The sequence below is a fragment of the Methylobacterium sp. 174MFSha1.1 genome (assembly GCF_900116815.1).
In the GTDB taxonomy this organism is placed as follows: Bacteria; Pseudomonadota; Alphaproteobacteria; order Rhizobiales; family Beijerinckiaceae; genus Methylobacterium.
In genome coordinates this window covers 38,092-63,586 of the sequence record NZ_FPCB01000040.1, presented here as the reverse complement: position 1 = coordinate 63,586, position 25,495 = coordinate 38,092, and the positions used below count along the sequence as shown (strand labels likewise).

At 71.6% G+C, this 25,495-nt stretch carries 20 protein-coding genes; 14 read left to right on the top strand and 6 right to left on the bottom strand.

Annotated features, from left to right (window positions below; genetic code table 11):
• Nucleotides 1-492: 492 nt before the first annotated feature.
• The 3 genes from BM430_RS27955 to BM430_RS27945 form a co-directional block, all read right to left on the bottom strand.
• Nucleotides 493-2,259, bottom strand: a complete 1,767-nt coding sequence (locus BM430_RS27955) for an ABC transporter ATP-binding protein (protein WP_093570501.1) — start codon at nucleotides 2,257-2,259, stop codon at nucleotides 493-495.
• A gap of 232 nt (nucleotides 2,260-2,491) precedes the next feature.
• A complete protein-coding gene (locus BM430_RS27950; protein ID WP_093570500.1) occupies nucleotides 2,492-3,841 on the bottom strand; it encodes an MFS transporter in 1,350 nt (449 codons plus the stop codon).
• The gene (locus BM430_RS27945; protein WP_244539690.1) at nucleotides 3,838-4,590 is read right to left on the bottom strand and encodes a PRC-barrel domain-containing protein; all 753 of its coding nucleotides are present in this window, start codon (nucleotides 4,588-4,590) and stop codon (nucleotides 3,838-3,840) included. Before BM430_RS27945 ends, BM430_RS27950 begins: the two co-directional genes overlap by 4 nt.
• Before the next feature lie 436 nt (nucleotides 4,591-5,026).
• Between BM430_RS27945 and BM430_RS27940 the strand changes: the two genes are divergently transcribed.
• The 7 genes from BM430_RS27940 (at nucleotide 5,027) to BM430_RS27910 (ending at nucleotide 10,658) form a co-directional block, all read left to right on the top strand.
• A complete protein-coding gene (locus BM430_RS27940) occupies nucleotides 5,027-5,833 on the top strand; it encodes a pyridoxine 5'-phosphate synthase (RefSeq protein ID WP_093570498.1) in 807 nt (268 codons plus the stop codon).
• Complete coding sequence (acpS, locus tag BM430_RS27935; RefSeq protein ID WP_093570497.1) at nucleotides 5,830-6,231, top strand: holo-ACP synthase; 402 nt, start codon at nucleotides 5,830-5,832, stop codon at nucleotides 6,229-6,231. The genes BM430_RS27940 and acpS overlap by 4 nt, the downstream gene beginning before the upstream one ends.
• Before the next feature lie 178 nt (nucleotides 6,232-6,409).
• Nucleotides 6,410-7,201: a signal peptidase I gene (lepB, locus tag BM430_RS27930; RefSeq protein ID WP_093570496.1), complete on the top strand. Its 792-nt coding sequence runs from the start codon at nucleotides 6,410-6,412 to the stop codon at nucleotides 7,199-7,201.
• A 92-nt stretch (nucleotides 7,202-7,293) separates the two neighbouring features.
• Nucleotides 7,294-8,004: a ribonuclease III gene (gene rnc / locus BM430_RS27925; RefSeq protein WP_093570509.1), complete on the top strand. Its 711-nt coding sequence runs from the start codon at nucleotides 7,294-7,296 to the stop codon at nucleotides 8,002-8,004.
• A complete protein-coding gene (era, locus tag BM430_RS27920; RefSeq protein ID WP_093570495.1) occupies nucleotides 8,001-8,942 on the top strand; it encodes a GTPase Era in 942 nt (313 codons plus the stop codon). Before rnc ends, era begins: the two co-directional genes overlap by 4 nt.
• A gap of 5 nt (nucleotides 8,943-8,947) precedes the next feature.
• The gene (locus tag BM430_RS27915) at nucleotides 8,948-9,871 is read left to right on the top strand and encodes a class I SAM-dependent methyltransferase (protein ID WP_210188463.1); all 924 of its coding nucleotides are present in this window, start codon (nucleotides 8,948-8,950) and stop codon (nucleotides 9,869-9,871) included.
• A gap of 25 nt (nucleotides 9,872-9,896) precedes the next feature.
• Nucleotides 9,897-10,658 carry a pseudouridine synthase gene (locus BM430_RS27910; RefSeq protein WP_177303191.1) on the top strand — a complete coding sequence of 254 codons (762 nt, stop codon included), beginning with the start codon at nucleotides 9,897-9,899 and terminating at the stop codon, nucleotides 10,656-10,658.
• On the opposite strand, the gene BM430_RS27905 is transcribed toward BM430_RS27910, so the two are convergent.
• A complete protein-coding gene (locus BM430_RS27905; protein ID WP_093570494.1) occupies nucleotides 10,647-10,958 on the bottom strand; it encodes a type II toxin-antitoxin system RelE/ParE family toxin in 312 nt (103 codons plus the stop codon). The genes BM430_RS27910 and BM430_RS27905 overlap by 12 nt on opposite strands.
• The gene (locus BM430_RS27900) at nucleotides 10,948-11,232 is read right to left on the bottom strand and encodes a ribbon-helix-helix domain-containing protein (RefSeq protein ID WP_093570493.1); all 285 of its coding nucleotides are present in this window, start codon (nucleotides 11,230-11,232) and stop codon (nucleotides 10,948-10,950) included. The genes BM430_RS27905 and BM430_RS27900 overlap by 11 nt, the downstream gene beginning before the upstream one ends.
• A 368-nt stretch (nucleotides 11,233-11,600) precedes the next feature.
• Here BM430_RS27900 and BM430_RS27890 point away from each other — a divergent pair, with 368 nt between their 5' ends.
• Complete coding sequence (locus BM430_RS27890; RefSeq protein WP_093570491.1) at nucleotides 11,601-12,695, top strand: adenylate/guanylate cyclase domain-containing protein; 1,095 nt, start codon at nucleotides 11,601-11,603, stop codon at nucleotides 12,693-12,695.
• A 26-nt stretch (nucleotides 12,696-12,721) separates the two neighbouring features.
• Here the strand turns inward: BM430_RS27890 and BM430_RS27885 are convergent, their stop codons facing one another.
• Nucleotides 12,722-14,356, bottom strand: coding sequence for an ABC transporter substrate-binding protein (locus tag BM430_RS27885; protein WP_093570490.1), 1,635 nt, complete (start codon nucleotides 14,354-14,356; stop codon nucleotides 12,722-12,724).
• Nucleotides 14,357-14,553: 197 nt separating this feature from the next.
• On the opposite strand from BM430_RS27885, the gene ahcY reads away from it, so the two are divergent.
• The 6 genes from ahcY to addB all read left to right on the top strand — a co-directional run bounded on the left by ahcY (nucleotide 14,554) and on the right by addB (nucleotide 25,386).
• The gene (ahcY, locus tag BM430_RS27880) at nucleotides 14,554-15,960 is read left to right on the top strand and encodes an adenosylhomocysteinase (RefSeq protein ID WP_093570489.1); all 1,407 of its coding nucleotides are present in this window, start codon (nucleotides 14,554-14,556) and stop codon (nucleotides 15,958-15,960) included.
• A 372-nt stretch (nucleotides 15,961-16,332) separates the two neighbouring features.
• Nucleotides 16,333-18,804, top strand: coding sequence for a sensor histidine kinase (locus tag BM430_RS27875; protein WP_093570488.1), 2,472 nt, complete (start codon nucleotides 16,333-16,335; stop codon nucleotides 18,802-18,804).
• 247 nt (nucleotides 18,805-19,051) lie between these two features.
• A complete protein-coding gene (tsaE, locus tag BM430_RS27870) occupies nucleotides 19,052-20,581 on the top strand; it encodes a tRNA (adenosine(37)-N6)-threonylcarbamoyltransferase complex ATPase subunit type 1 TsaE (protein WP_177303190.1) in 1,530 nt (509 codons plus the stop codon).
• Nucleotides 20,582-20,597: 16 nt separating this feature from the next.
• A complete protein-coding gene (locus BM430_RS27865; protein WP_093570486.1) occupies nucleotides 20,598-21,341 on the top strand; it encodes a nucleotidyltransferase family protein in 744 nt (247 codons plus the stop codon).
• A gap of 416 nt (nucleotides 21,342-21,757) precedes the next feature.
• Nucleotides 21,758-22,255, top strand: coding sequence for a GNAT family N-acetyltransferase (locus tag BM430_RS27860; RefSeq protein ID WP_093570485.1), 498 nt, complete (start codon nucleotides 21,758-21,760; stop codon nucleotides 22,253-22,255).
• Nucleotides 22,252-25,386: a double-strand break repair protein AddB gene (addB, locus tag BM430_RS27855; RefSeq protein ID WP_093570484.1), complete on the top strand. Its 3,135-nt coding sequence runs from the start codon at nucleotides 22,252-22,254 to the stop codon at nucleotides 25,384-25,386. Before BM430_RS27860 ends, addB begins: the two co-directional genes overlap by 4 nt.
• Nucleotides 25,387-25,495 lie beyond the last annotated feature (109 nt).

Genomic DNA, 25,495 nt, shown 5'->3' with positions numbered 1-25,495 from the left:
AGGCAGGCCGGTCGCGTCCCGCCGCCGCTTGAGGAGCGGCGGGACGCGACCTTCGGTGAGCAAGGAGCTGTAAGCACGGCCAAGGCCAGAGCAGGATGAGGGACCTGGGACCAGGACACTCCGCCACGTCATCGCGCGTCACAGCGCGTCGGGATGTTGGAAGCCTGGTTCTTCGCAAGGAACGCTTGTGCGCACCCCTTGGTGGCCCGCCGTCGTCCTCGTCGCATCAACCGCGGCGGCACGACGGCATCAGAGGCCGGATACATGACTGCTCCTGAACCGACTGGCTCAAACCGATGCTCACAAACCCTTGCGAAACGGGGGCCGTCCATACATGACGCGGAGGATGTGGACGAAGTCGGTTCACCCGAACAGGCTCGTGCAGCGGCCAAAGTCTTTCCCGACGACAAAAAGCCGGCTCACGCGATGTGAGCCGGCGCCAGTCCCCGCGAAGGAGAAATCGTCAGATCCGATGACGGGGCGCCGAAGCCTCTACGCCGCCTCGCGCGACAGCTTGATCGTCTCGCGCTGGATCAGGTCGCGGTAGAACCCGTCAAGGTGGACCAGCCGGTCCGGAGAGCCGTCCTGGATCACCTGACCGCCGTCGAGCACCACGATCCGGTCGAAGTCCTTGAGGGTCGAGAGCCGGTGCGCGATCGCGATCGTGGTGCGGCCCTTCATCAGGTTGCCGAGCGCCTCGCGGATCGCCTCCTCCGACTCGGTGTCGAGGGCCGACGTGGCCTCGTCGAGGAGCAGGATCGGCGAGTTCTTCAGGATGGCGCGGGCCACCGCGATGCGCTGGCGCTGGCCGCCCGAGAGCTTCACGCCGCGGTCGCCCACGATGGTGTCGAAGCCGCCTGGCAGGTCGTTGATGAAGTCGGTGCAGCGGGCGGCCGCGGCGGCAGCCCACACGTCCTCGTCCGAGGCGTCCGGCCGGCCGTAGCGGATGTTCTCGCGCAACGAGCGGTGGAACAGCGAGATGTCCTGCGGCACCACGGTGATCGCCTCGCGCAAGCTCTCCTGCGTGACCCGGCCGATATCCTGGCCGTCGATCAGGATGCGGCCGCCCTGCGGGTCGTAGAAGCGCTGGAGCAGGGTGAACAGGGTCGACTTGCCGCCGCCCGAGCGGCCGACGAGGCCGACGCGCTGGCCGGGCTGGATGTCGAGGTTGAAGTCGCCGAACACCTCGCGGCCGTCGGGATAGTTGAACGCCACGCCCTCGAAGGTGATGCGGGCGCCCTCGCCGACGAGGGGCTTCGCCTCCGGGTGGTCGCGCAGGTCGTGCGGCTGCAAGAGCGTGCGCAGGGCCTCCGACAGGCGGGCGGTGTGCTGGGTGACGTCGACCAGGGCCACCGCGAGGTCGCGGGTCGCCGCCAGGATGGTGATGCCGAGCGTGCAGACCAGCACCACCTGGCCGGCGGTGGCGGCGCCCTGCTGCCACATCTGGATCGCCCAGTAGAGCAGGCCGAGCACCGCCACGACGGTGATCAGGGCGTGCATGATCCGCAGGCGCTCGAGGTAGAGGAGCGAGCGGCGCCGCGCCTTCATCTCGGTGCCGATGGTCTCGTCGAAGCGGGCGAATTCGCGCTTGTAGGCCGAGAAGGCCCGCACGAGCGGCATGTTGCTCACGAGATCGACCATCTCGCCGTCGACGGAGGCCGCCTTCTCGGCGAAGTCGTGGTGCAGCGGCTTGCCGGCGGCGGCGATGCGGAACATCAGCACGACCACGCCGCCGCAGATCACGAGGAGGCCGAGCGCCATCGGCACGCTGACGCTGCCGACGTAGAGGATGGCCCCGAACGCCGCCGCGCAGGGCGGCATCACGTTCCAGACGAACATGTTCTCGGCGGTGAAGATCGCGTTGGAGGTCGCCGTGATGCGGCTCGCCAGCGTGCCGGGCTGCCGGTCCGCGAAGTAGGACGGCGAGTGCCCGGTCAGGTGCTGGAACAGGTCGCGGCGGACGTCTCCGGTGACCTTCACGAAGGTGAAGCTGGCGATCAGGCTCGCCACCCGCCACAGCATGTTGTCGGCGGCGATGAAGCAGATCAGCACGGTGAGGGCCGGCCAGATCGCGTGGTTGTCCGCCGGGCCCTTGCCGAGGGCGTCGACGACGCCCTTCAGTCCGTACTGGGTGCTCACCGAGCAGGCCACGGCGCCGAGCACGGCGACCAGGATGGCCGCGTGGGGCACGATGCGGCGGCGCAGGTAGCGGGCCACGAAGGCCCAGGGCCGGTTGGCGTACGCGCAGAGGTCATCCATCGTGGCGATCGATCCCGGTTCTTCGCACGCGTGCGGCCCACGGTCGGGAGAGGGACGGGATGCAAGAATCCCGCCGCGATCTCTCCACCCTCTCCCGCAGGCCCCACCCGCTTCTCGCAACGCGCAAGCGTCACCTTATGTTGCAGGCGAATGGTGCTGCCTGTCGTTTAATCCGCCGATTCTGAACGGGAGTTGAGCGGCGCTGCGGTGCACACCGTTGTCCCGTACTCCTTCAGTCTCCCTTGGACCGACGGGTCTCCGGCATGATCGCGACGATCAGCACGAGGGCGGCGAAGGCCACCGCCGAGAGGCCCAGGAAGGCGGCGTGGGAGCCGAAATGGTCGGCCATGTAGCCCGACAACGTGGTGCTGGCGGCGGCGCCTAAGCCCATCGCGGTGCCGACGGCGCCGAGCGCCATGTTGAAGCGGCCGGTGCCACGGGTGCAGTCGGCCACGACCAGCGGCACCATCACGCCGAGCACCGCGGCGGAGATGCCGTCGAAGACCTGCACCGCCACCAGCAATTCCGGTGCGTCGGTGTAGGCGAAGAGCAGGCCGCGGATCGGCAGGGCGGCGAAGCCCAGGATCAGGAGCGGGCGGCGGCCATAGGCCTGGGCGGCGCGGCCGACCGCGGGCGCGATCAGTGCCATCACCAGCTGCGGGGCCATGATGCAGGCGGCGATCAGGATGGTGGCGGTCTGGCTCGTGCGCACCGTCAGCACGCTGCCGACCAGCGGCAGCATCGCGGCGTTCGAGACGAAGAACAGGGTGATGCAGGCGGCAAAGCACAGGAGCGCCCGGTTGGTGACGACGAGCTTCAGGCTCTCCCAGCCACTCGGCGTTTGACCGCCTTCGGCGCTTTGCGGGCGCACCAGGTCGATCTCGCTCGCGCGGACGAACCACAGGGCGGCGAGCGTCGGCAGCGCGAGCGCCGCCGTGACGTAGAACACCGCCTCGCTCGACAGGTAGTAGCCGCAGGCGCCCATTCCGCCGGCGGCGAGCGCGTTGCCGATCGAGGAGAAGCGGGCGTTGCGCCCGAGCCGCTCACCCAGGCCCGCATGGCCCACGAGACCGAGGCTGATCGCCGCGATGGCCGGCGTGAGCGTGCAACTCGCGATCGAGTGCGCCGCCATCGAGAGAGCCACGATCAAGAAGGTCGGAAACAGGGCGAGGCCGGCGGCGGAGGCGCCGATCACCGCCACCGACAGGGCGGCGACGAAGCGCTTCGAGCGCACCCAGTCGACGAAGGCGCCGCCGGGCACCTGCCCGAACAGGCTGAACAGCCCGCCGATGGTGAGGACCAGCCCGATATCGGACTGGGTCCAGCTCTGCGAGGTGAAGTAGACCGCCACGAACGGGCCGAAGCCGGTCTGGAGGTTGGCGACGAAGAACGTGAAGGCGTCGAGCCCGCGGCTGCTGGTGAGCGAGGGCGCCGGCTTCTCCCGCCGACGGCCCAGGGACGCGCCGGCCCGGTCCCGGTCGCGGGCCGGGTCCGGGCGGGGATCCGGCCGCGTCTCGGTGCGGGGGACCTCCCGGTCGCGGTGGGCGAGGGGACGGCGATGGGCCGGGCGCGGTCGCGTCATTTGTCCGGCGGATTGCGCGACGCGGCCTCGTCGGGGGCCGGGGGCGTGGCGGGTGCGGCCGCGTTGGGCGCCGGCGCCGCGGGAGCCGATGCCGCGGGGGCTTGGGCCGCAGGAGCCTGGGCGGCGGGCGCCGGTGCTGCCGGGGCGGAGGCAGAGGCAGAGGCAGGCGCCGGCACGGGTCCGGCCGGGCCCAGCACCACGATCGGGTCGCCGGGCTTGTATTCGGGCGAGACGCGCACCTGGTTGCGGTTCAGCTGCAGCACCGCGCGGCCGGGCTTGTTGTCGGCCGAGAAGTGCAGGGCGCGCCAATCGACCGCGATCTTGCGCGAGCCGACGCCGAGGAAGCCGCCGAAATCGATGATCGCGGCCCGCGGGCGGCCGTCCTTGTCGACGATGATGTCGATGATCCGGCCCATATCCTCGCCGGCGGCGCTGCGCACCGGCTTGCCGAGGACCCCGTCGTAATCCTGGGTGTCGAGGACCGTCGCCGGCGTGCCGGGCGGGATCGCCGGGGCCTGCGCGGCGGGGGCGGGCGCCGGGTTCGCGGGGGGCTGGTTCGCCGGAGTCGGCGCGGCCGGTCCTTGCGTCGCCGGAGCCGGCGCGGCGGGCGCCGGCGTGGGGGCCGGAGCGGGCGCCGCGACCGGGGGCTTCGGAGCGTCCACGGGGGCCGAGCCCTGCTGCGCCTGCGCCGCCGTCACGGCGGAGAGCGCGGCGGCGGCCGCCAGAATCGTCCGCAGGGTTCCTGACAAGCGGGTCTCTCGCTGGGTCATACGAAGCGTCCAACCGGCAACCGCGGCCGGCGGTTCCGACGGTGAGGGGGCCGGATGGGGGAAGAACGCGGCGAAGGTGTGGGGGCGGGGCGGCAGGGGCAGCCGGGCGGGCGCGTCACCGCCGCGGTCGAGCCGTCGAGCAGACATCGTGGGCCTCCGGGGCGGGCGCGGCGGCCCGCCCGAGCATCGGTCGTCGGGTTGTCGCGGCGGGGTCTTGGCGCCCGGTGGGCCTCCGGCCCCGCGCCGCGGAGCGCCCACAGTGCGGCGCAGCGGGCGAGGTGTCCAGGCGGATGCCCGGCTGCCGCGCGCTTTCTCCGGGGAGTGTGTTCCACCATACGGGCGGCTGGCGGCGGCGCCCGGGCGGCGCTACATCGCGGGCGTCCCTTCGCGAGACCCCGTCCGAGAAGCCCGCACGATGCCCGCCTCCCCCCTCCGCCTCGGCGTCAACGTCGACCACGTCGCCACCCTGCGCAACGCCCGCGGCGGCACGATGCCGGACCCGGTGCGCGCGGCGCACGCGGCGATCGCGGCGGGGGCAGACGGCATCACCGCCCATCTGCGCGAGGACCGGCGCCACATCCGCGACGCCGACGTCGAGCGGCTCAGGCGCGAGATCGACCGGCCGCTGAACTTCGAGATGGCGGCGACCGACGAGATGCTCGGCATCGCGCTCGACCTGAAGCCCCACGCCGCCTGCCTGGTGCCGGAGAAGCGCGAGGAGCGCACCACCGAGGGCGGGCTCGACATCGTCGGCGGCCGCGCGCACCTGGCGCCGGCCATCGCGCGGCTCAACGCGGCGGGGATCCGGGTCTCGCTGTTCGTCGAGCCGGAGGTGCACGTGATGGAGGCCGCCCGCGCGCTCGACGCCCCGGTGGTCGAGCTGCACACCGGCACCTATTGCGAGGCGTTGATCGCGGGCGACGAGGCCAGGATCCGAGCCGAGCTCGCGCGGCTCGCCCGCGCGGCCGAGCACGGGCATTCCCTCGGGCTCGAGATCCATGCCGGCCACGGTCTCACCGTCGACAGCGTCGGCCCGGTGGCAGCCTTGGGCCAGATCCGCGAGCTGAATATCGGCCACGCCCTGATGGCCGAGGCGGTCTTCGACGGGTTGCCGGCGGCGATCCGGGCGATGCGGGCGGCCATGGAGGCCGGCCGCCGGCAAGCGCCGACCGGGCAGGATGCGCGGGCGGGGCAGGACACGCGGACCGGACACGTCGCATGATCGTCGGCATCGGCTCCGACCTCTGCGACATCCGCCGCATCGAGCGCTCGCTGGAGCGCTTCGGCGACCGCTTCACCCACCGGGTCTTCACCGAGGGCGAGCGCGCCCGCAGCGACCGGCGCGCCGCCCGCGCGCCCTCGTACGCGCGGCGCTTCGCCGCCAAGGAGGCGTGCTCCAAGGCGCTCGGCACCGGCATGAGCCACGGCGTGTTCTGGCGCGACATGGAAGTGGTGAACCTGCCCGGCGGCCGGCCGACCCTGCGGCTCACCAACGGCGCGGCCGAGCGCCTCGCCACCCTGATCCCGCCGGGCCACCGCCCGGTGGTCCACGTGACGCTGACCGACGACCCCCCCCTGGCCCAGGCCTTCGTCATCATCGAGGCGCTCCCGGAAGGGTGACTTGCGGAAAGCGACTTGCCGAGGGGGACTTGCGAAAAGGTGATTCGGTCGCGGCTGCCGCACCGCGTTGCGGGCGGGCAAGCGTTGGTCTAGACCCCCCGCACCGCGCATGAAGCCGGCCGCGTGCCCTCGGCGGGTGCCCAGGCGATCGCTGCACGGACCGCCGGAGAGAACGAGTATGGATCGCGCACGCACGGACCAGGACCTGAAACGCGGCAAGGATGCCGGCCTCTGGGACTCGATCAAGGAGACCGTCAAGGTCGGCGTCCAGGCGCTGCTGATCGCCGTCGTGGTCCGCACCCTGCTGTTCCAGCCGTTCAACATTCCGTCCGGCTCGCTGATCCCGACCCTGCTGATCGGCGACTACCTCTTCGTCTCGAAGTACTCGCTCGGCTATTCCAAGTACTCGCTGCCCTTGAGCGAGTATCTGCCGTTCGAGGCCAAAGGTCGGATCTGGGGCGCTTCGCCGAAGCAGGGCGACATCGTGGTGTTCAAGCTGCCGAAGGACAACGCCACCGACTACATCAAGCGGGTGATCGGCCTGCCGGGCGACAAGATCCAGGTGATCGAGGGCGTGCTCAACATCAACGGCCGGCCGGTGAAGCGCGAGCGCATCGCCGATTACTCGACCACCGACGCCTTCGGCCAGCCGACCCTGGTGCCGCAATACCGCGAGACCCTGCCCAGCGGCGTCACCCACGAGATCATCGAGCGCGACGGCGACCGCGGCCTGTGGGACAACACCCAGGTCTACACCGTGCCGCCGAACCACTTCTTCATGATGGGCGACAACCGCGACAACTCCACCGATTCGCGCGACCTCGGCAATGTCGGCTACGTGCCGTACGAGAACCTGATCGGCCGCGCCGAGGTGATCTTCTTCTCGATCGACGAGGGCGCTGCCGCCTGGCAGATCTGGAACTGGCCGTGGACGGTGCGCTGGAACCGCCTGTTCAAGCCGATCCACTGACGGGAGACCGGGAGTTGAGCGAGCTCGACGCCGCCACGCCGCAGGCCGACCCGCCCGCCCCGGGCGAGGCCCCCCCGCGGCGCAAGCGCGGGATGCGGCGCCGGCCCGACCTGTCGGTGCTGGAGGAGCGCATCGGCCACCGCTTCGCCGACCGCGACCTCCTGGTGCGGGCGCTCACCCATGTCAGCGCCACCAACGGCCGCGGCAGCTACCAGCGCCTGGAATTCTTGGGGGACCGGGTGCTCGGCCTGGCGGTCGCCGACGGGCTCTACAACGCGCTGCCCGGCGCCGACGAGGGCGACCTGTCGCGGCGCCTGTCGAGCCTGGTGCGGCGCGAGAGCTGCGCCATGGTGGCCAATGCCTGGGAGGTCGGGCCCCATCTCAACCTCGGCGGCGGCGAGGTCCATGGCGGCGGGCGCCGCAACTCGGCGATCCTCGCCGATGTCTGCGAGGCGATCCTCGGGGCGGTCTTCCTCGATGCCGGCTACGGCGCCGCCAAGGCGGTGATCGACCGCGCCTTCGAGGCCGACCGCCAGACCGAGGGGACGCGCAGCCGCGACCCGAAATCCGCGTTGCAGGAATGGGCGCAGGCACAAGGGTGGCCGACGCCGGTCTACGTGGTGGTGGAGCGGGCCGGGCCCGACCACGCCCCGCAATTTCGTATCGAGGCCCGGGTCTCCGGCGTCGCGCCCGGCATCGGCATCGGCGGCTCGAAGCGCCTGGCCGAACAGACCGCCGCGCGCGCGCTGCTGGAGCGCGAGGGGCTGTGGACCGGGGACGAGCCCGGGGAGCAGGCAGAATGACGGACGACACCACTCCAGACACCGAAGGCACGAGCCCGCCGCAGGAGACCCGCGCCGGCTTCGTCGCCCTGATCGGCGTGCCGAATGCCGGCAAGTCGACCCTGCTCAACAGTCTCGTCGGCACCAAGGTGTCGATCGTCTCGCGCAAGGTGCAGACCACCCGGGCGCTGATCCGCGGCATCGCCATGGAGGGCGCGGCGCAGATCGTGCTCGTCGACACCCCCGGCATCTTCGCGCCCAAGCGCCGCCTCGACCGCGCGATGGTGACCTCCGCCTGGAGCGGCGCGGCCGATGCCGACGCGGTCTGCCTCCTGATCGATGCGCGCAAGGGCGTGGACGAGGAGGTCGACGCCATCCTCACCCGGATGCCGGACTTGAAGCGCCCGAAATACCTGGTGCTCAACAAGATCGACCTGATCGCCCGCGAGAAGCTGCTGGCGCTCGCCGCCTCGCTCGACGAGCGGGTCAAGTTCGAGCGCATCTTCATGATCTCGGCGCTCACCGGCGACGGGGTCGACGACCTGCGCCGCGAGCTCGCGACCCGGATGCCGCCGAGCCCCTGGCTCTATCCCGAGGACCAGGTCTCCGACGCGCCGCTGCGGATGCTCGCCGCCGAGATCACGCGGGAAAAAATCTACGACCGGCTGCACGAGGAGCTGCCCTATTCCTCGACCGTCGAGACCGACCAGTGGCAGGTCCGGCCCGACGGCTCGGTGCGGATCGAGCAGACCATCTTCGTCGAGCGCGAGAGCCAGCGGAAGATCGTGCTGGGGAAGGGCGGCCAGACCATCAAGGCCATCGGCCAGGCCGCGCGGATCGACATCGCCGAGGCGGCGGAGGCGAAGGTCCACCTGTTCCTGTTCGTGAAGGTGCGGGAGAACTGGGCCGACGATCCGGAGCGCTACCGCGAGATGGGCCTGGAATTCCCGCGCGGCTGACCCTCGTGACCGATTCGATCTCCCCCCGTCCGGGCGTCTACGGACACCCGCCCGCCGACCTCGTCGAGGTGGCGGAGAACGCGCTGCAGCTCTCGCCGCTGGTACCCGGCGGCACCGCCCTGGACGAACTGGCCCCGGGCTCGCTCCCCGGCCTGACCATGCTGGCCCCGCCCGGTACCCTGGAGCGCCGCCACGTGCTGGCCCTGGGGCTCCGGGCGCTCGCGCCCGGGGCACCGCTGACCGTGCTCGCTCCGAAGGACCGGGGCGGCTCGCGGCTCGGCCGCGAACTCTCGGGCTTCGGCTGCCGCCTCGACGAGAGCGCCAAGAGCCACCACCGCATCGTCCGCACCTTGCGGCCCGACGCGCCGACCGGGCTCGACGAGGCGATCGGCGAGGGCGCCCCGCGGCGTCTCGACGAGATCGGCCTGTGGACGCAGCCGGGCATCTTCTCGTGGAACCGGATCGATCCCGGCACCGCCCTGCTGATCGAGACCCTGCCCGCCCTGTCCGGACGCGGCGCCGATCTCGGCTGCGGCCTCGGCATCCTCGCCCACGCCGTCCTCGCCTCGCCCAAGGTGACCGCCCTCGCCCTGGTCGACAACGATCGCCGGGCCGTCGAGGCGGCGCGGCGCAACGTCGACGATCCGCGCGTGACGGTGACCTGGACTGACGCCCGCGCCGCCGACGCCGTGCCCGAGCGGCTCGACTTCGTGGTGATGAACCCGCCCTTCCACGACGGCGGCGCCGAGGACCGGGCGCTCGGCCAGGCCTTCATCCGCCGGGCCGCGGCGGCGTTGCGGCCGGGCGGGACTTTGTGGCTCACCGCCAACACCCATCTGCCGTACGAGGCGACCCTGGGAGAGGTGTTTCGCGAGGTGACGCAGCGCGCCGCCGCGCAGGGCTACAAGATCCACGAGGCGCGCAAATGAGTTGCGCGCAAATGAGCAGCCTGCGATGACCGGCAAGGCGAAGGTGGTGTCGGTCCGGCTCGACCGGCTGCTCGCCAATCTCGGCTACGGCTCGCGGCGCGAGATCCAGATGCTCGCCCGCGCCGGCAAGGTGGTGCTCGACGGCGCTCCCTTGCACGACGCCGACCGGCGCATAGCCCTCGATCCGGATCTGCCGGCCCGCCTCACGGTCACCGGTAAGCCTCTCGACCCGTTGCCCGGGGTCGCGCTGATGCTGCACAAGCCGCTGGGCGTCACCTGCTCGCACAAGGAGGCCGGCCCGCTGGTCTACGGGCTGCTGCCGCCGCGCTGGCGCCAGCGCGAGCCGGCCCTCTCCACGATCGGCCGCCTCGACAAGGAGACCTCCGGCCTCCTGCTCCTCACCGACGACGGGGCGCTGCTGCACCGGGTCATCTCGCCGAAGGCCAGCGTCTCGAAGCGCTACCAGGTGACGCTGGACCGCCCCTTGCGCGGCGACGAGGGCGCGATCTTCGCCTCCGGCACGCTGATGCTGGACGGCGAGGAGAAGCCGCTGCTGCCGGTGACCCTGGAGGTGCACGAGCCGACGCGCGCCGCCGTGACCCTGACGGAGGGGCGCTACCACCAGGTCCGGCGGATGTTCGCGGCAATCGGCAACCACGTCACAGCGTTGCACCGGGACCGGATCGGCGCGCTGGACCTGCCGGCGGACCTGGAGCCCGGGCAGTACCGGGTGATGGGGGAGGGGGATCTGGCGCGGGTGTTCGGGTCTGGCTCTTCAGATCCCTAGGCTCAAGTCCCTGCGGCCATCGAGAACAGTAACGATTTCGATAATGTCGATGGGTCCGTCATCGGTATCCGGTACGATCTCGTAGAGAATAATGTAGGGCGGTTCAACAAGGACCCGCGCTGCTGATCGTATGTCAGAGCGTCTTGGGCCCATCCGTGGATGGTCTCGCAGCTTTTCGGCGTGCTGCTCGATGCGGTCGTAGATGCGCTCGGCTGCAGTCTGGTTGTGCACGCCGATTGTCAGATAGATATCGAGAAGGGCTTCGCGCGCCCTTCTCGACCATGAGAGTTTAGCTGCCACGATCGTTGCGCAAGGCAGCGAGGCGTTGGCGCGCTTCCTGTCTCAAGGCTTTGAAATCGACCTCGCCGGCTGATCCGCTGGCCTTGCCTTCATCCCACGCCTGCTGCAAACGCGCGATGTCCTGCGCGCGCATCTGCCGCCGATCCGACCACAGCCGCACGGCATCGCGCACAGCCTCACTCGTTGACGCATATTCTCCCGCCGCTACGGCGTCTCGGATCTGCGCCGCCATCGGCTCCGGAAAAACGACCGTCATGCGCTCGATCTGCGCCACGGCAGCACCCTCCACCGCACGATTCGACGGCGTATGAACATAGCATACTTATTCATACCGGGCGAGGCGTTTCCATGCTGCTATGGGCAGATCCTGCAACCAATGCTGCGCCTGACTCCACCGCTCAACCTTAGGCGACAGTGAGTTCAGGCCGGTCTCGCGGCCGCCTCTAGGCCCGCATCCGGGCATCCGCCGCGCTCTCGCGAACGACGATTCATGACCGCATCTCGGTGCAACCATGCATGATGGCGGTTTGTGCGCTGCCGCACGACATCCGAGCGGTCAAGCTCGCGACATCTGCGGTGATCGTTGTGTCGCCGCTTGTGTTCGTCCATCGATACGTCATCGCTCCCGAGCCGAGGAAGACGATGTCGACCGGCACCGCGGCCTTCTGGATCATCATCGCGGCCGTCAGCGCCTCGTTCGGGGCCCTGCACGGCCTGCTGTTCAGCGACGGGCCGAATGTCCCGGGCATGCTGTACGGGACGTGCATCGGCCTGTTCACCATCGCGTACGAGCGCGGCGTCTTCCTCGGCGGCTACAGCGAGCGCCTGCGGCGGCTGCCCACCCTGGCCTATTTCGCCGCTGCCGAGATCAGCCTGGTGCTGGTCATCGTCGTCGGCATGGTGCTGACGGGACTGGCGCTCTGGACGCTCGGCATCGTGGACAAGCCCCTGATGGGGGCGATCACCCCGAAGCTCTCGACCATTCCGTTCGCGCTGGTGATGGCGGCGATCATCGTCTCGGTCCTGCGCGTGCGCGACCTGATCGGGGCTGCGACCTTCGTGAACCTCATCCTCGGGCGCTACCACCGCCCGGTCCGGGAGGAGCGCATCTTCCTGTTCCTCGATCTCGCCGGCTCGACGGCCTACGCGGAGCGGCACGGCGACATCGCCGCGCAGGAATTGCTGACGGCGGTGTTCTCCGCCATCGCCGAACCGGTGCGCCGCTACCGCGGCCAGGTCGACGACTATATCGGCGATCAGGTCATCGTCTCCTGGCCGCTCGCGCGCGGCGTCGCGCAGGCGCGGTGCGTCGCCTGCGTCTTCGCGATCCGCCGCGCCCTCGATGCCGACCGGGACGGCTGGCTCGCCCGCTTCGGCCTGGTGCCCGAATTGCGCGCGGCCCTGCACGGCGGCAGCGTGGTGACGGCGGAGGTCGGCGTCGACCGGCACAAGATCGCGTATTTCGGCGACGTCATGAACGCGACCGCGCGCCTGGAAGGCCTGTGCCGGGAGACCCGGAGGGACGTGCTGATCTCGGAGGCGGTCCTCGACCAGCTGCCGCTCCTGCCCGAGGGCATCACCGTCGAGGCCCTCGGATCATATCAATTGCGGGGGCGGAGCGAGACGATGGCGGTGCACGCGCTCGCCGACCGGCGCAGGCCGCGGATCGTCGGCGCGCCTGCGGAGGTCGAGGCCGATCGCGGGGCAGGGCGGCTTTACGCGGCCCTGCGCGGCTGAGACCCGGCGGCCGGACGGCGAAACGCTCACCCCAGGGTCGTCAGATCCTGGAACCAGTGCTGCGCCTGGGTGTACCCCTTCACCTTGGCCGAGAGCGCGTGCGGGTTGGTGTCGTGCACGACCCAGACCTGCACCGCGTCGTCGACCACGATCTCGTGGATGCGCGCCAGCATCCGGTCCTGCTCGGCCGGATCGAAGCTCGCCCGCACCGCGTCGCAGAGCTTGTCCACCTCCGGGTTGCGGTAGTGGCTCCAGTTCACGCCGGTGGGCGCGACCTGCTTCGAATCGTAGAAGCGCAGGATGGCGTAGAGCGGGTCCGAGGTGACGTAGGCGATGTTGCCCCCGGTGATGCCCTTCATCGACGGGTCGGCGGCGCCCTGGCGCCAGGCGGTGTAGGCCACCTCCAGCTCGACGGCCTGGAACTCGAGCGCGATGCCGATCTCGGCCCACGATTGCTGCACGAACTCGTTGATCGGCAGCGACAGCATCTGGCCCGAGCCGCCGGTCGGGATGATGAACTTCGTGCGCAGCGGGTTCCGGACCGAGTAGCCCGCCTCCGTCACGAGCTTGCGCGCCGCGTCGACGTCGTACTTGATCTGGAAGGAAGGCTTGCCGAACCACGGGCTCGACGGCTGTACCTGACCCACGGCCGGGGTCGCGAGGCCGCCCATCAGCGCGGCCACGCCCTCGCGATCGATGGCGAGGTTGGCGGCCTTGCGCAGGCGCAGGTCGCGCCACGGGCTGCCCTCCAGCATCGACAGGTGGTAGTTCCAGACATGCGGCGTGTCGTTGCCGGTCACCCGCATGCCGGCGCCCTTCAGCCGCGGCACCGCGTCGGGGGCGGGCAGCTCGATCAGGTCGGCATTGCCCGACAGGAGAGCGTTCGCCCGCGACAGGTCCTCCGGCATGCAGGCGAGCGTGAGCTTCGCCAGCCGCGGCATGCGCTTGGGGTTCCAGTAGGTCGCGTTCGGGATGAGCTCCAGGCGGACCCGCGGGACCAGGACGGCGAGGCGGTAGGGCCCGGTGCCCGAGGGCTGGAAGGCGAACTTGGTCCAGTCGCGCCCGACCGCCTCGTACTGCGCCGGCGACGAGATCAGGAACCACAGCATCTGGTAGGGAAACAGCGCGTCGACCGCCTTGGTGGTGACCTGCACCGTCATGGCGTCGAGCTTCCTGTAGGACGCCACCGAAGGCAGGCGCGGGCGCACCTGCGAGGCCTGGCGCTGGTCGTAATGCGGGGCCTTGGCGTCGAGCACCTTGTCGAAGTTCCAGATCACCGCGTCGGCGTCGAGGCCTGAGCCGTCGTGGAACTTGACCCCCTCGCGCAGGCGGAAGACCCAGTTGCGGCGGTCCGCGGCGTCGCTCTCCCACGAGGTGGCGAGGCCCGGCACCAGCTTGCCCGGCCGGTCGGCGACGTCGAGCTCCCAGGCGACCAGCGGATCGTAGAGGGTGAGCCCGGTGAACTGGTAGCCGCCCGCACCCCGGTCGGGCTGGCCGGTGGTGAGCGGCAGGTCGAACAGCGAGATGCCGTAGGTCAGGCTGCCGGACGCCGTCCCTCCCGCCGAAGTCCCCTGGGCCAGGACGGCGCCGGTGGGTCCCAGCGCCGCGAGGGCCGAGGCGCCGGCGATCAGCTGGCGGCGCGAGAGGGAGGCGTGACGCATCGAAGAGAACCCCGGCTGGCGCGCGGCCGGTCCGGCCGCGTTACGCGCCTGACGTCTGCAAGGAGCGTGCAAGCGGAGCAGGGGAGCTGCCGGCCTCCTTCGAACCGCTCGCATAAAGACATCTTTATATCTTGATTGCCTCCCGGCAGGACGGCTGGTATAGGCGCAGCCGAAGCGGCCGACACGGGAGACCGACCATGCCGAGCAACACCGATTACATCGTCAAGGACATCGCGCTGGCCGATTTCGGCCGCAAGGAAATCGCGATCGCCGAGACCGAGATGCCCGGCCTGATGGCCGTGCGCGAGGAATACGCCGCGAGCCAGCCGCTGAAGGGCGCCAAGATCGCCGGCTCGCTGCACATGACGATCCAGACCGCGGTGCTGATCGAGACCCTGAAGGCTCTCGGCGCCGATCTCCGCTGGGTCTCGTGCAACATCTACTCGACCCAGGACCACGCCGCCGCCGCGATCGCCGCCGCCGGCATCCCGGTCTTCGCCATCAAGGGCGAGACCCTGAAGGATTACTGGGACTACACCGCCAAGCTGTTCGAGTGGCATGACGGCGGCATGCCGAACATGATCCTCGACGACGGCGGCGACGCCACGATGTTCGTGCATCTCGGCCTGCGCGCCGAGCAGGGCGACACCGCCTTCCTCGACAAGCCGGGCTCGGAGGAGGAAGAGATCTTCTTCGCGCTCCTGAAGCGCATGCTGGCCGAGAAGCCGAAGGGCTGGTTCGCGGGCCTCGCCGAGTCGATCAAGGGCGTCTCGGAGGAGACGACCACCGGCGTGCACCGCCTGTACCTGCTCGCCAAGGAGGGCAAGCTCCTCTTCCCGGCGATCAACGTCAACGACGCGGTGACGAAGTCGAAGTTCGACAACCTCTACGGCTGCCGCGAGTCGCTGGTCGACGGCATCCGCCGCGGCACCGACGTGATGATGGCCGGCAAGGTCGCGATGGTCGCGGGCTTCGGCGACGTCGGCAAGGGCTCGGCCGCCTCGCTCCGCAACGCAGGCTGCCGCGTGCTGGTCTCGGAGGTCGACCCGATCTGCGCGCTCCAGGCCGCGATGGAAGGCTACGAGGTCACCACCATGGAGGATGCCGCGCCGCGCGCCGACATCTTCGTGACCGCGACCGGCAACAAGGACGTCATCACCCTCGACCACATGCGGGCGATGAAGGACCGGGCGATCGTCTGCAACATCGGCCACTTCGACAACGAGATCCAGGTCGCGGGTCTCAAGAACCTCAAGTGGCAGAACATCAAGCCGCAGGTCGACGAGATCGAGTTCGCCGACGGCCACCGCATCATCCTCCTGTCGGAGGGCCGCCTGGTGAACCTCGGCAACGCCATGGGCCACCCGTCCTTCGTGATGTCGGCCTCGTTCACCAACCAGACGCTGGCCCAGATCGAGCTCTGGACCAACCCGGGCAAGTACGAGAAGAACGTGTTCACCCTGCCCAAGGCCCTCGACGAGAAGGTCGCGGCGCTGCATCTCGAGAAGATCGGCGTCAAGCTGACCAAGCTGCGCGAGGACCAGGCCGCCTATATCGGCGTCAAGCAGAGCGGCCCGTTCAAGCCCGACCACTACCGTTACTGATATCGCGACCGTCGCGAAGTGATGAATTGGGGAGCCCGGCCGTCAGGCCGGGCTCTTCTTTTTGCGTGTACGATGTGCCGCAGCGGTTGCGCGATCGAAGAGGGAACCCGGGTTCCGCCTTTGTTCTGCCCAAGGTGTGGCATTTCTGTGCTCTTGACGCTGCTCCGTGCAGCACGGCCTGGCTTCCCCCCAATTCACCCCTTCCGGGCCGATTCCGCGCCGCGCTAAACTCCGGGCGAATCTCTGGGGAGGGGAGCCGGTCCGCATGACGGGCACGGCTTCCGGCGTTCATCGTGGCGTAGCGTTCAGGTCGTGTGGCGTACCGGTCCGGTCGAGGGCCGGTGCGCCGGTTCGCGTGGAGACGGACGGATCATGGGGGTTGGACGTACGCCGCGACGGCTCGGCGGCCGCGCGGGCGCCGGCGTATTGGGCGGCGCACTCGGTCTCGCGGCCGCCGCCCAGGCGGCGGAGACCGCCCCGGGGCTGCACGCGCACAACGCCGTCGGCTTCGCGGTGCTGATCGGCCTGACGATCTTCGCCACGATCCTGTCGCTGCTCTACCTGCGCGAGCGCGCCCGCTGGGCCCGGCGCGAGCACACCCTGAACGCGGAACTCGCCGAGTTGCGCGGCGCCCACGACCGGGCCGACCTCCTTCTCGGCTCCGAGCCGCAGATCGTCGTGACCTGGGACGCCCGCGGCGAGCCGCTGGTCGAGGGTGATGTCGGCATCACGGCGGACGGGTCGCGGCCGGGCTCGGTCCGCCGGGTGCTCGCCTTCGGGGCCTGGCTCGTGCCCGCCGACGCCGCGGCTTTGGACGCCGCGGTCGAGAGCCTGCGCGGCCGCGGCGAGCGCTTCCGCCGCACCGTGCGCACGCTCCAGGGCCGCACCGTCGAGGCGCAGGGCCAGGCGGTGGGCGGCCAGGCGCTCCTGCGCCTGCGCGAGCTCACCGGCGAGCGCCAGGAGCTGGTCGAGCTGCGCGCCACCCTCGACGAGACCCGCCACGGCCTCTCGGCCCTGTCCGGCCTCCTCGACGCGATCCCGCAGCCGGTCTGGCACCGCGGCCCCGACGGGCGGCTGGCCTGGGCGAACGCCGCCTACGCCGCCGCGGCGGAGGCCGGCGACGCCGCCCGCGCGGTGCGCGAGGGCGCCGAACTCCTCGAGCGCACCGCCCGCGAGGAGGCCGAGCGCCGCCGCTCCCGGGGGGGCGCGGGCCCCTTGCGGGTCTCCGCCGTGGTGGCGGGCGCGCGCCGCACCCTCGACGTCACCGAGGTCGCGACCGAGGCCGGGACCGTGGGCATCGCGGTCGACGTCTCGGAGCTCGAGAGCGTGCGCGCCGACCTGCAGCGCCAGATGGACGCCAACGTCCGCACCCTCGATCAATTGCCCACCGCCGTCGCGATGTTCGACGCGCGCCAGCAGCTGATCTTCCACAACGCCGCCTACCGTCAGCTCTGGGACCTCGATCCCGCCTTCCTGGAGGGCCGCCCCCTCGACGGCGAGATCCTCGACGCCCTGCGCAACGCCCGCAAGCTGCCCGAGCAGGCGGATTTCCGCAGCTGGAAGGCCGGGGTGCTCGCCGCCTACCGGGCGGCCGAGGCGCAGGAGACCTGGTGGCACCTGCCCGACGGGCGGACCCTGCGCGTTCTCGCGGACCCGAACCCGCAGGGCGGGCTGACCTACCTGTTCGAGGACGTGTCCGAGCGGGTCCACCTCGAATCGCGCTACAACGTGCTGATGCAGGTGCAGAGCGAGACGCTCGACACCCTGCGCGAGCCGGTGGCGGTGTTCGGCACCGACGGGCGGCTGAAATTCGCCAACCGCGCCTTCGCGCAGGTCTGGCGCATCGGCCCCGAGATGCTGGAGGTCCAGCCCCACATCGACCAGGTGATCGCGGTCTGCCGCACCCTGAGCCCGGCCGAGGAGCCGTGGACCCAGATCCGCGAGGCGGTGACCGGCGTGGTCGATGCCCGCCGCGGCCTCGCCTGCCGGCTGGCGCTGGCCGACGGCACGATGCTCGACTGCGCCGCCGAGCCGCTGCCGGACGGCGCGACGCTGCTCACCCACATTGACGTGACGGCGAGCGTCAACGTCGAGCGGGCGCTGACCGACAAGAACGAGGCGCTGGAGCGCACCACCCGCCTGCGCGACGAGTTCGTGCACCACGTCTCCTACGAGCTGCGCTCGCCGCTCACCAACATCATTGGCTTCACCGAGCTCCTCGGCGACGAGACCGTCGGCGCCCTCAACCCACGCCAGCGCGAATATGCCGACCACATCATGCGCTCCTCGGCGGCGCTCCTCGTCATCATCAACGACATCCTCGACCTCGCCTCGATCGATGCCGGCTCGATGGAACTGACGCGCGAGCGGGTCGACGTGCAGACCACGATCGCGGCGGCGGTGCGCGGCATCGGCGACCGGCTGGCCGAGGCCGACATCGCCCTCGTCCTCGACGTGCCGCCGGACATCGGCAGCTTCGTCGCCGACGGCAAGCGCATCCGCCAGATCCTGTTCAACCTGCTCTCGAACGCGGTCGGCTTCTCCGCCCCGGGCCAGCAGGTCCGGGTCTGCGCCCGCAAGAACGGCGAGAGCCTGGTGCTGGAGGTCGTCGACCACGGCCGCGGCATGCCGCCCGAGGTAATGGAGCGGGTGTTCGAGCGCTTCGAGAGCCATACGCTCGGCACCCGTCACCGCGGCGTGGGCCTCGGCTTGTCGATCGTGCGCTCCTTCGTCGAGCTGCATGGCGGGCGCATCGACATCGCGTCGTCCCCCGGCGCGGGCACCCGGGTCGCCTGCACCTTCCCGGTCGGCGACGACGAGGCCCATCTGGCGGCGGCCGAGTAGCCGGCAGGGCGGCCGCCGCGGGGACAGCGATTCGTGCCGGCGGGTGACGGGGTCGGGAAATTCCGGCACCGTGGCCGCGTTGTCGTCCGTGGGTCCTTGCGGGCCGGTCATCCCGGTCCGGGGGTCGCACGGCCCCGGGACCGCGGGAAACGCGACGATTCGAACGGTTAAGGTTCATGGGCTATGACCGGGACTCGACGCCCGTGACGGGCCCGTGAGCGAGGATGGCGGAGTGGACCAGGAGGGCATGGCCGAGCGCACACCCTGGGAGATCGTGCTGCCGGACGAGAGCGCGACCGAGGATCTCGGCCGCTTCCTCGCCGAGATCCTGCGGCCCGGCGACCTGGTGGCGCTCTCCGGCGGGCTCGGCGGCGGCAAGTCGACGCTGGCGCGCTCCATCATCCGCGAGATCGTCGGCGATCCCGAGCTCGAAGTGCCGAGCCCGACCTTCACGCTCCTCCAGCCCTACGAGGGGCGGGGCGGGCAGGCGGTCGTCCACGCCGACCTCTACCGCCTGCGCGGGCCCGACGAACTGGTCGAGCTCGGCTTCGACGAGATGACCGAGCGGGCGATCGCGCTGGTCGAGTGGCCCGACCGGCTGCCGCCGCGCCACGGCCCGACTCTCGCCATCGACCTCTCCCTCAAGCCCGAATTCGGCGACGACGCCCGCCTCGCCCGCCTGATCGGCGGCGGCGGCCTCGGCGGCCGGCTGATGCGGGCCCGGGCGCTGCGCGTGCTGCTCGACCGCTCCGGCTGGGGCGAGGCCGAGCGGGCCCACATGCAGGGCGACGCGTCGAGCCGCTCCTACGAGCGCCTGACCAACCCGGATGGCGCAAAAGCGGTGCTGATGATCTCGCCGGCCAAGGCCGACGGGCCGCCGGTGCGGGACGGCAAGCCCTACAGCGCCATCGTCCACCTCGCCGAGAGCGTGCACGCCTTCGTGGCGATGGATCGCGGCCTGCGGGCCTTGGGGCTCAGCGCCCCGAAGATCCTCGGCGAGGACCTGGAGGCGGGGCTCCTGATCCTCGAGGACCTCGGCACCGAGCCGGTCGTCGACCAGAACGGGCCTCGGCCCGAGCGCTACGCCGAGGCGGTGAAGGTGCTGGCGCGCCTGCACGGCACGACCCTGCCTGGCGTTCTGCCGGTGGCGGAAGGGCGCGACCACGTGCTGCCGCCCTACGACCGCGAGGCGCTGCTGTTCGAGGCCGAGCTCCTGCCCGAATGGTACGCGCCCTTCGTCGCCAACACCCCGCTGGCGCCCGACGCCAAGGCCGCCTTCGTCGCGGCCTGGAGCGAGGCGCTGGAAGGCCTGGAGGGCGAAGCCCGGACCTGGACCCTGCGCGACTACCACTCGCCCAACCTGATCTGGCTGCCCGAGCGCGACGGGATCGAGCGGATCGGCCTGATCGACTTCCAGGACGCGGTCCTCGGCCATCCGGCCTATGACGTCGCCTCGCTCCTGCAGGACGCGCGGGTCGATGCCAGCGCCGAGTTCGAGCTGCGCCTGCTCGGCCTCTACGCCCGCGAGCGCCGATTGCGCGATTCCGAGTTCGACATGCAGGGCTTCGCCCGCGCCTACGCGGTGCTGGGCGCCCAGCGGGCGACCAAGATCCTCGGCATCTTCGCCCGCCTCGACCGGCGCGACGGCAAGCCGGGCTACCTCGCCCACCTGCCGCGCATCGAGGGCTACCTCGCCCGCAACCTCGCCCATCCGGCGCTCGCCGGGGTGCGGGCCTGGTACGCCGCGCACCTGCCGCGCCTCTGCCCCGAACCGTGACGAACCACCGCCCGCGATGACCGACACACCTGCTCCCGCCGTGACGCGCGCCTTCGTGCTGGCCGCGGGCCTCGGCAAGCGCATGCGCCCGATCACCGTCACCACCCCGAAGCCCCTGGTCGAGGTCGCCGGCAAGTCGCTGGTCGACTACGCCCTCGACCGGATCGCCGAGGCCGGCATCCCGGAGGCGGTGGTCAACGTGCACTACCTCGCCGACCTGATGGAGGCGCATCTGGTGCGCCGCCGCGCGGGGCCGGCCATCACCATCTCGGACGAGCGCGACAAGCTGCTCGAGACCGGCGGCGGGGTGAAGAAGGCGCTCCCGCTTCTCGGCCCGGCGCCGTTCATGGTGCTGAACTCCGATTCGTTCTGGCTCGAAGGGCCGCAGCCGAACCTGCGCCGCCTCGTCGCCGCCTGGGACCCAGAGCGGATGGACATGCTCCTCCTCCTGGCGTCGGCCGCGACCAGCCTCGGCTATGACGGCCCGGGCGACTTCCACATGGACAAGGAGGGCCGCCTGACCCGCCGGGCCGAGCGCGAGGTCTCGCCCTTCGTCTATGCGGGCGTCGCGATCGTGAAGCCCGCGCTGTTCGCCGACACGCCGGAGGGCTCGTTCTCCCTCAACCTCCTGTTCGACCGCACCATCGCGGCCGAGCGCCTGTTCGGGCTGCGGCTCGACGGGCAGTGGCTCCATGTCGGCACGCCGGAGGCCCTGCGCGAGGCCGAGGAGCGGGTCCGGGCGAGCGCGACGCAGCCGTAGGCGGTGTTCGCCGGACGGGGTCCGGTCCTCATGGGGCGCGGGCCTCTCCTATTCCTGCCCGCGCAGGGCTGTCCGGGAAAATGAGTGGCGCATGCCTTTTCCCTCCCCCCTCTGCGGGGGAGGGTGCCCGGCGGAGCCGGGCGGGAGAGGGGCAGCGCGACGCTGCTCCAGGTGGCGCGCGTCATGAAGCGCGCGACTTCTCCGGAAGCGTCGCCCCCTCTCCCGGCCCCCATCCGGGGGCCACCCTCCCCCGCAGAGGGGGGAGGTGAAAAACCTGCGCACTTTCGTTTCCCCGGGAGGACATGACGCCCGCGGTGAGAGGAGAAGGAAGCCCGCGCCTCGCTAGGCGACGTGGACAGCAACGGGAGACACTTGATCCCGCCACCGCTCCATCGAAAAGAATCCACGGACCTCGCATGACCCCCGACTTCCCGATCCGTCCGATCCAAGATCTTCCCGCCGTTCTGACCCTCAACACCGCCCACGCCGCCGAAACCTCCCACCTCGACGAGGCGGCCCTCCGCGCCCTCCTCGACCAGGCCTTCCTCGCCACCGCCGTCACCGGCCCCGAGGGCCTCGCCGCCTTCCTGATCGCCCTCGACCAGAACGCTCACTACGCCAGCCCCAATTTCCGCTGGTTCCGGGCCCGCTACCCGCGCTTCGTCTACGTCGACCGGATCGTCACCGCGCCGGCTCAGCGCGGCCGCGGGCTGGCGCGTGCCCTCTACGAGGACCTGTTCGCCCGCGCCGGGGCCGCCGGCCACGGGCGGATCGCCTGCGAGGTCAACCGCGTGCCACCCAACCCCGGCTCCGACGCCTTCCACGCCGCCCTCGGTTTCACGGAGGTCGGCTCGGCCGCGATCCACGATGGGGCGAAGACCGTGCGCTACCTCCTGCGCGAGACCGCCCGGTGAGCGAGGGTCACGTCTTCACCATCGCGCCGGGCTCGCGCTTCCTCGACACCCTGGCCGAGGGGCTGCTCTCCGGCCGGCTCGTCGGCGACCTCGCAGCCGGGCCGTTCGGGCTCGCCGCCGTCACCCTCTACCTCCCGACCCGCCGCGCCGCCCGGGCGCTCGCCGCGATCCTGGCCAGGGAATGCGGCCCGGCGGCGCTCCTGCCGCGCATGGTGCCCCTCGGCGAGGCCGACGAGGCCGAGCTCGACCTCCTCGCCGCGCCTCCGGGGGAGCGCCGCGACGAGATCCTGCGCCCGCCGATCCCGTCGCTGGAGCGCCGGCTGATCCTGGCGCGCCTCGTCCAGGCCTGGGCCGGCACCGTCGACCGCCAGCTCCTGCCGCTCGGCGACGAGGTGCCGTTCCGGGTGCCGTCCTCGCCCGCCGACGCGGTCGGCCTCGCCGCCGACCTCGAAGGGCTGATGGACTCCCTCACCGTCGAGGGCCTGCCCTGGAACGACATCGCCGGCGCCGTCGCGGCCGAGCATTCGCGGTACTTCTCCCTCACCCTCGATTTCGTGCGCATCGCCGCCGAGCACTGGCCGAACATCCTGGCCGATCGCGGCGTCAGCGACCCGACCCAGCGCGGCCGCGCCCTGGTGCTGGCGGAGGCCGCGCGGCTCACCCGCGAGCGCCCGGCCGATCCGGTGATCGTCGCCGGCTCGACCGGCTCGGTCCCGGCCACCGCCCGGCTCATCGCCGCCATCGCCGGGCTGCCCCGCGGCGCCGTGGTGCTGCCGGGCCTCGACCGCGACCTCGACGAGGCCGGCTGGACCGCCATCGACCCGGCCGGCGACGGCGAGGCGGCGGCGCATGCCCATCCGCAGGCGGTGCTCCACCGCCTCCTGGGCAGGGACGGCCTCGCCCTCGACCGGGCGGCGGTGATCCCGCTCGGTACCCCGGATCCGGCCGCCGCCGCTCGCGCTGGGCTGCTGTCCCAGGCCCTGCGACCGGCCGAGACCACCGATGCCTGGGCCGACCTCGATCCGGCCCATCGTGAACGGCTCGCCCGCGAGGGCGCCGCCGGGATCCGGGTGGTCGAGGCCGCCGACGAGCGCGAGGAGGCCCTCGCCATCGCGGTCGCCTTGCGCGAGGCGCTGGACGAGCCCGACCGCACCGCCGCCCTCATCACCCCGGACCGCGCCCTGGCGCTCCGGGTCGCCGCCGAGCTCAAGCGCTGGGGCATCGTCGCCGACGATTCGGCCGGCGAGCCGCTGGCGCGCAGCCCCGCCGGGCGCCTCGCGCGGCTCGCCGCCGACGTCGCGGCGCTCGACGCCAAGCCCGAGCGGGTGCTGGCGCTCCTCGCCCACCCGCTGGTGCGCCTCGGCCTGACCCGCGCTGAGGTCGAGCGGGCGGCGAGCGCGCTCGAGATCGGCGTCTTGCGCGGCCCGGCCCCGGCCAAGGGCTTTTCGGGCATCGAGGAGGCGCTCCGCCTCGCCCGGACCGAGGAGCGGCCGCACGATCCCCGCCCGCGCCGGCGCCTGAGCGCCGAGGAGTGGGAGGCGGCCGACGCGCTGCTGCTGCGCCTCTCGGTCGCCTTCCGGGATTTCTTCGCCGACGAGGACGACGCCCCCGACGACCTGATCGCCATCGCGCAGCGCCACCGCGCCACCTGCGATCTGCTCATGGAAGGCCCCGAAGACGAGGAGGACGACGAGGCCGACGCCTCGGTCGCGGTGCTCGATGCCCTGTTCGACGACATGGAGCTGGCCGAGCCCGGTCTGCTGGCCGGCCGCTTCTCCGATTATCCCGCCTTCTTCACGGCGCTCGCCCGCGAGCGGGTGGTGTCGCGGCGCAACGCCAGCCCGCATCCGCGGCTGCGCATCCTCGGCCTCCTCGAGGCGCGGCTCCTCTCCGTCGACCGCGTGGTGCTCGGCGGCCTCGACGAGGGCGTGTGGCCGCCCAAGGCCGAGACCGACGCCTTCCTCAACCGGCCGATGCGCCACCGCGTCGGCCTGCCCTCGCCGGAGAAGCGCCTCGGCCAGACCGCGCACGACTTCGTCCAGGCCCTCGGCTGCCCCGACGCGGTCGTCACCCGGGCGCACAAGCGCGAGGGCGCGCCGACCGTGCCGTCGCGCTTCCTCCAGCGCCTGCGCGCCTTCGCGGGCGAGGCGGCCTGGGCCGGCCTCGTGCGGGGAGGGCAGCGCTTCCGGGCGCTCGCCGCCGCACTCGATGCCGGCACGGAGCCGCTGCCGCCGCGCCTGCGCCGGCCTGCGCCCCGGCCCGATCCGGCCCTGTTTCCGCGCACGCTCAGCGTAACCGAGATCGAGACCCTGGTGCGCGATCCCTACGGGATCTTCGCCCGCCACGTGCTCGGCCTCGACGCGCTCGAACCGGTGGCGGTCCAGCCGAGCGCCAGCGACCGCGGCACCATCGTGCACAGCGTGCTCGGCGGCTTCGCCGAGAAATACCCGGAGGCGCTGCCCACCCCCGACCAGGCCGAACAGGTCCTCTACGCGCTCGCCGCCAACGCCTTCGCGCCGATCTCGGACGCCTATCCGGAGCTCTACGCCGAGTGGTGGCCGCGCTTCGTGCGCCTCGCCGACGCGTTCCTCGCCTGGGAGGCCGAGCGCCGTCCCGGCCTCCGGCGCGTGGACGCGGAATCCGGCGGGCGCTGGACGCTCGAGATCCCGGGCGGCCACGTCCTCACCCTGCGCGCCCGGGCCGACCGGATCGAGACCCGTCGCGACGGCGGCCACACCATCATCGACTTCAAGACCGGCCAGCCGCCGAGCGCCCGCGAGGTCTTCGCCGGCTTCTCGCCCCAGCTGACCCTGGAGGCCGCGATGCTGCGGGCCGGCGCCTTCCGGGGCCTCGATCCGGCGCGCGACACGCCCGACCTGCTCTACATCCGCGCCGGCGGCGGCAAGACGCCCCTCGATCCCGTGCCGCTCAAGGCCCCGCGGGGCGACGGGCGCACCCTTCCCGAGCTGGTCGACGCCCATGTCGCGGGCCTGCGCCGGCTCGTCGGCGCCTTCATGGCCGGCGAGGCCGCCTACCTGTCGCGGCCCTACCCGAAATACGCCAAGGCCTATTCCGACTACGACCACCTGGCGCGGGTCCGGGAATGGTCGCTGGTCGAGGGGGAGGAGTGAGGGAGACCCGGTCCGCTCGTCGGAGGGTCGCGGTCTTGGCGCGTCGCGCGACCGGCGCTCCGGCCTTTCCCTAGGGTCACGGCATGGTCCGTAACCGGACGTTAAGGTT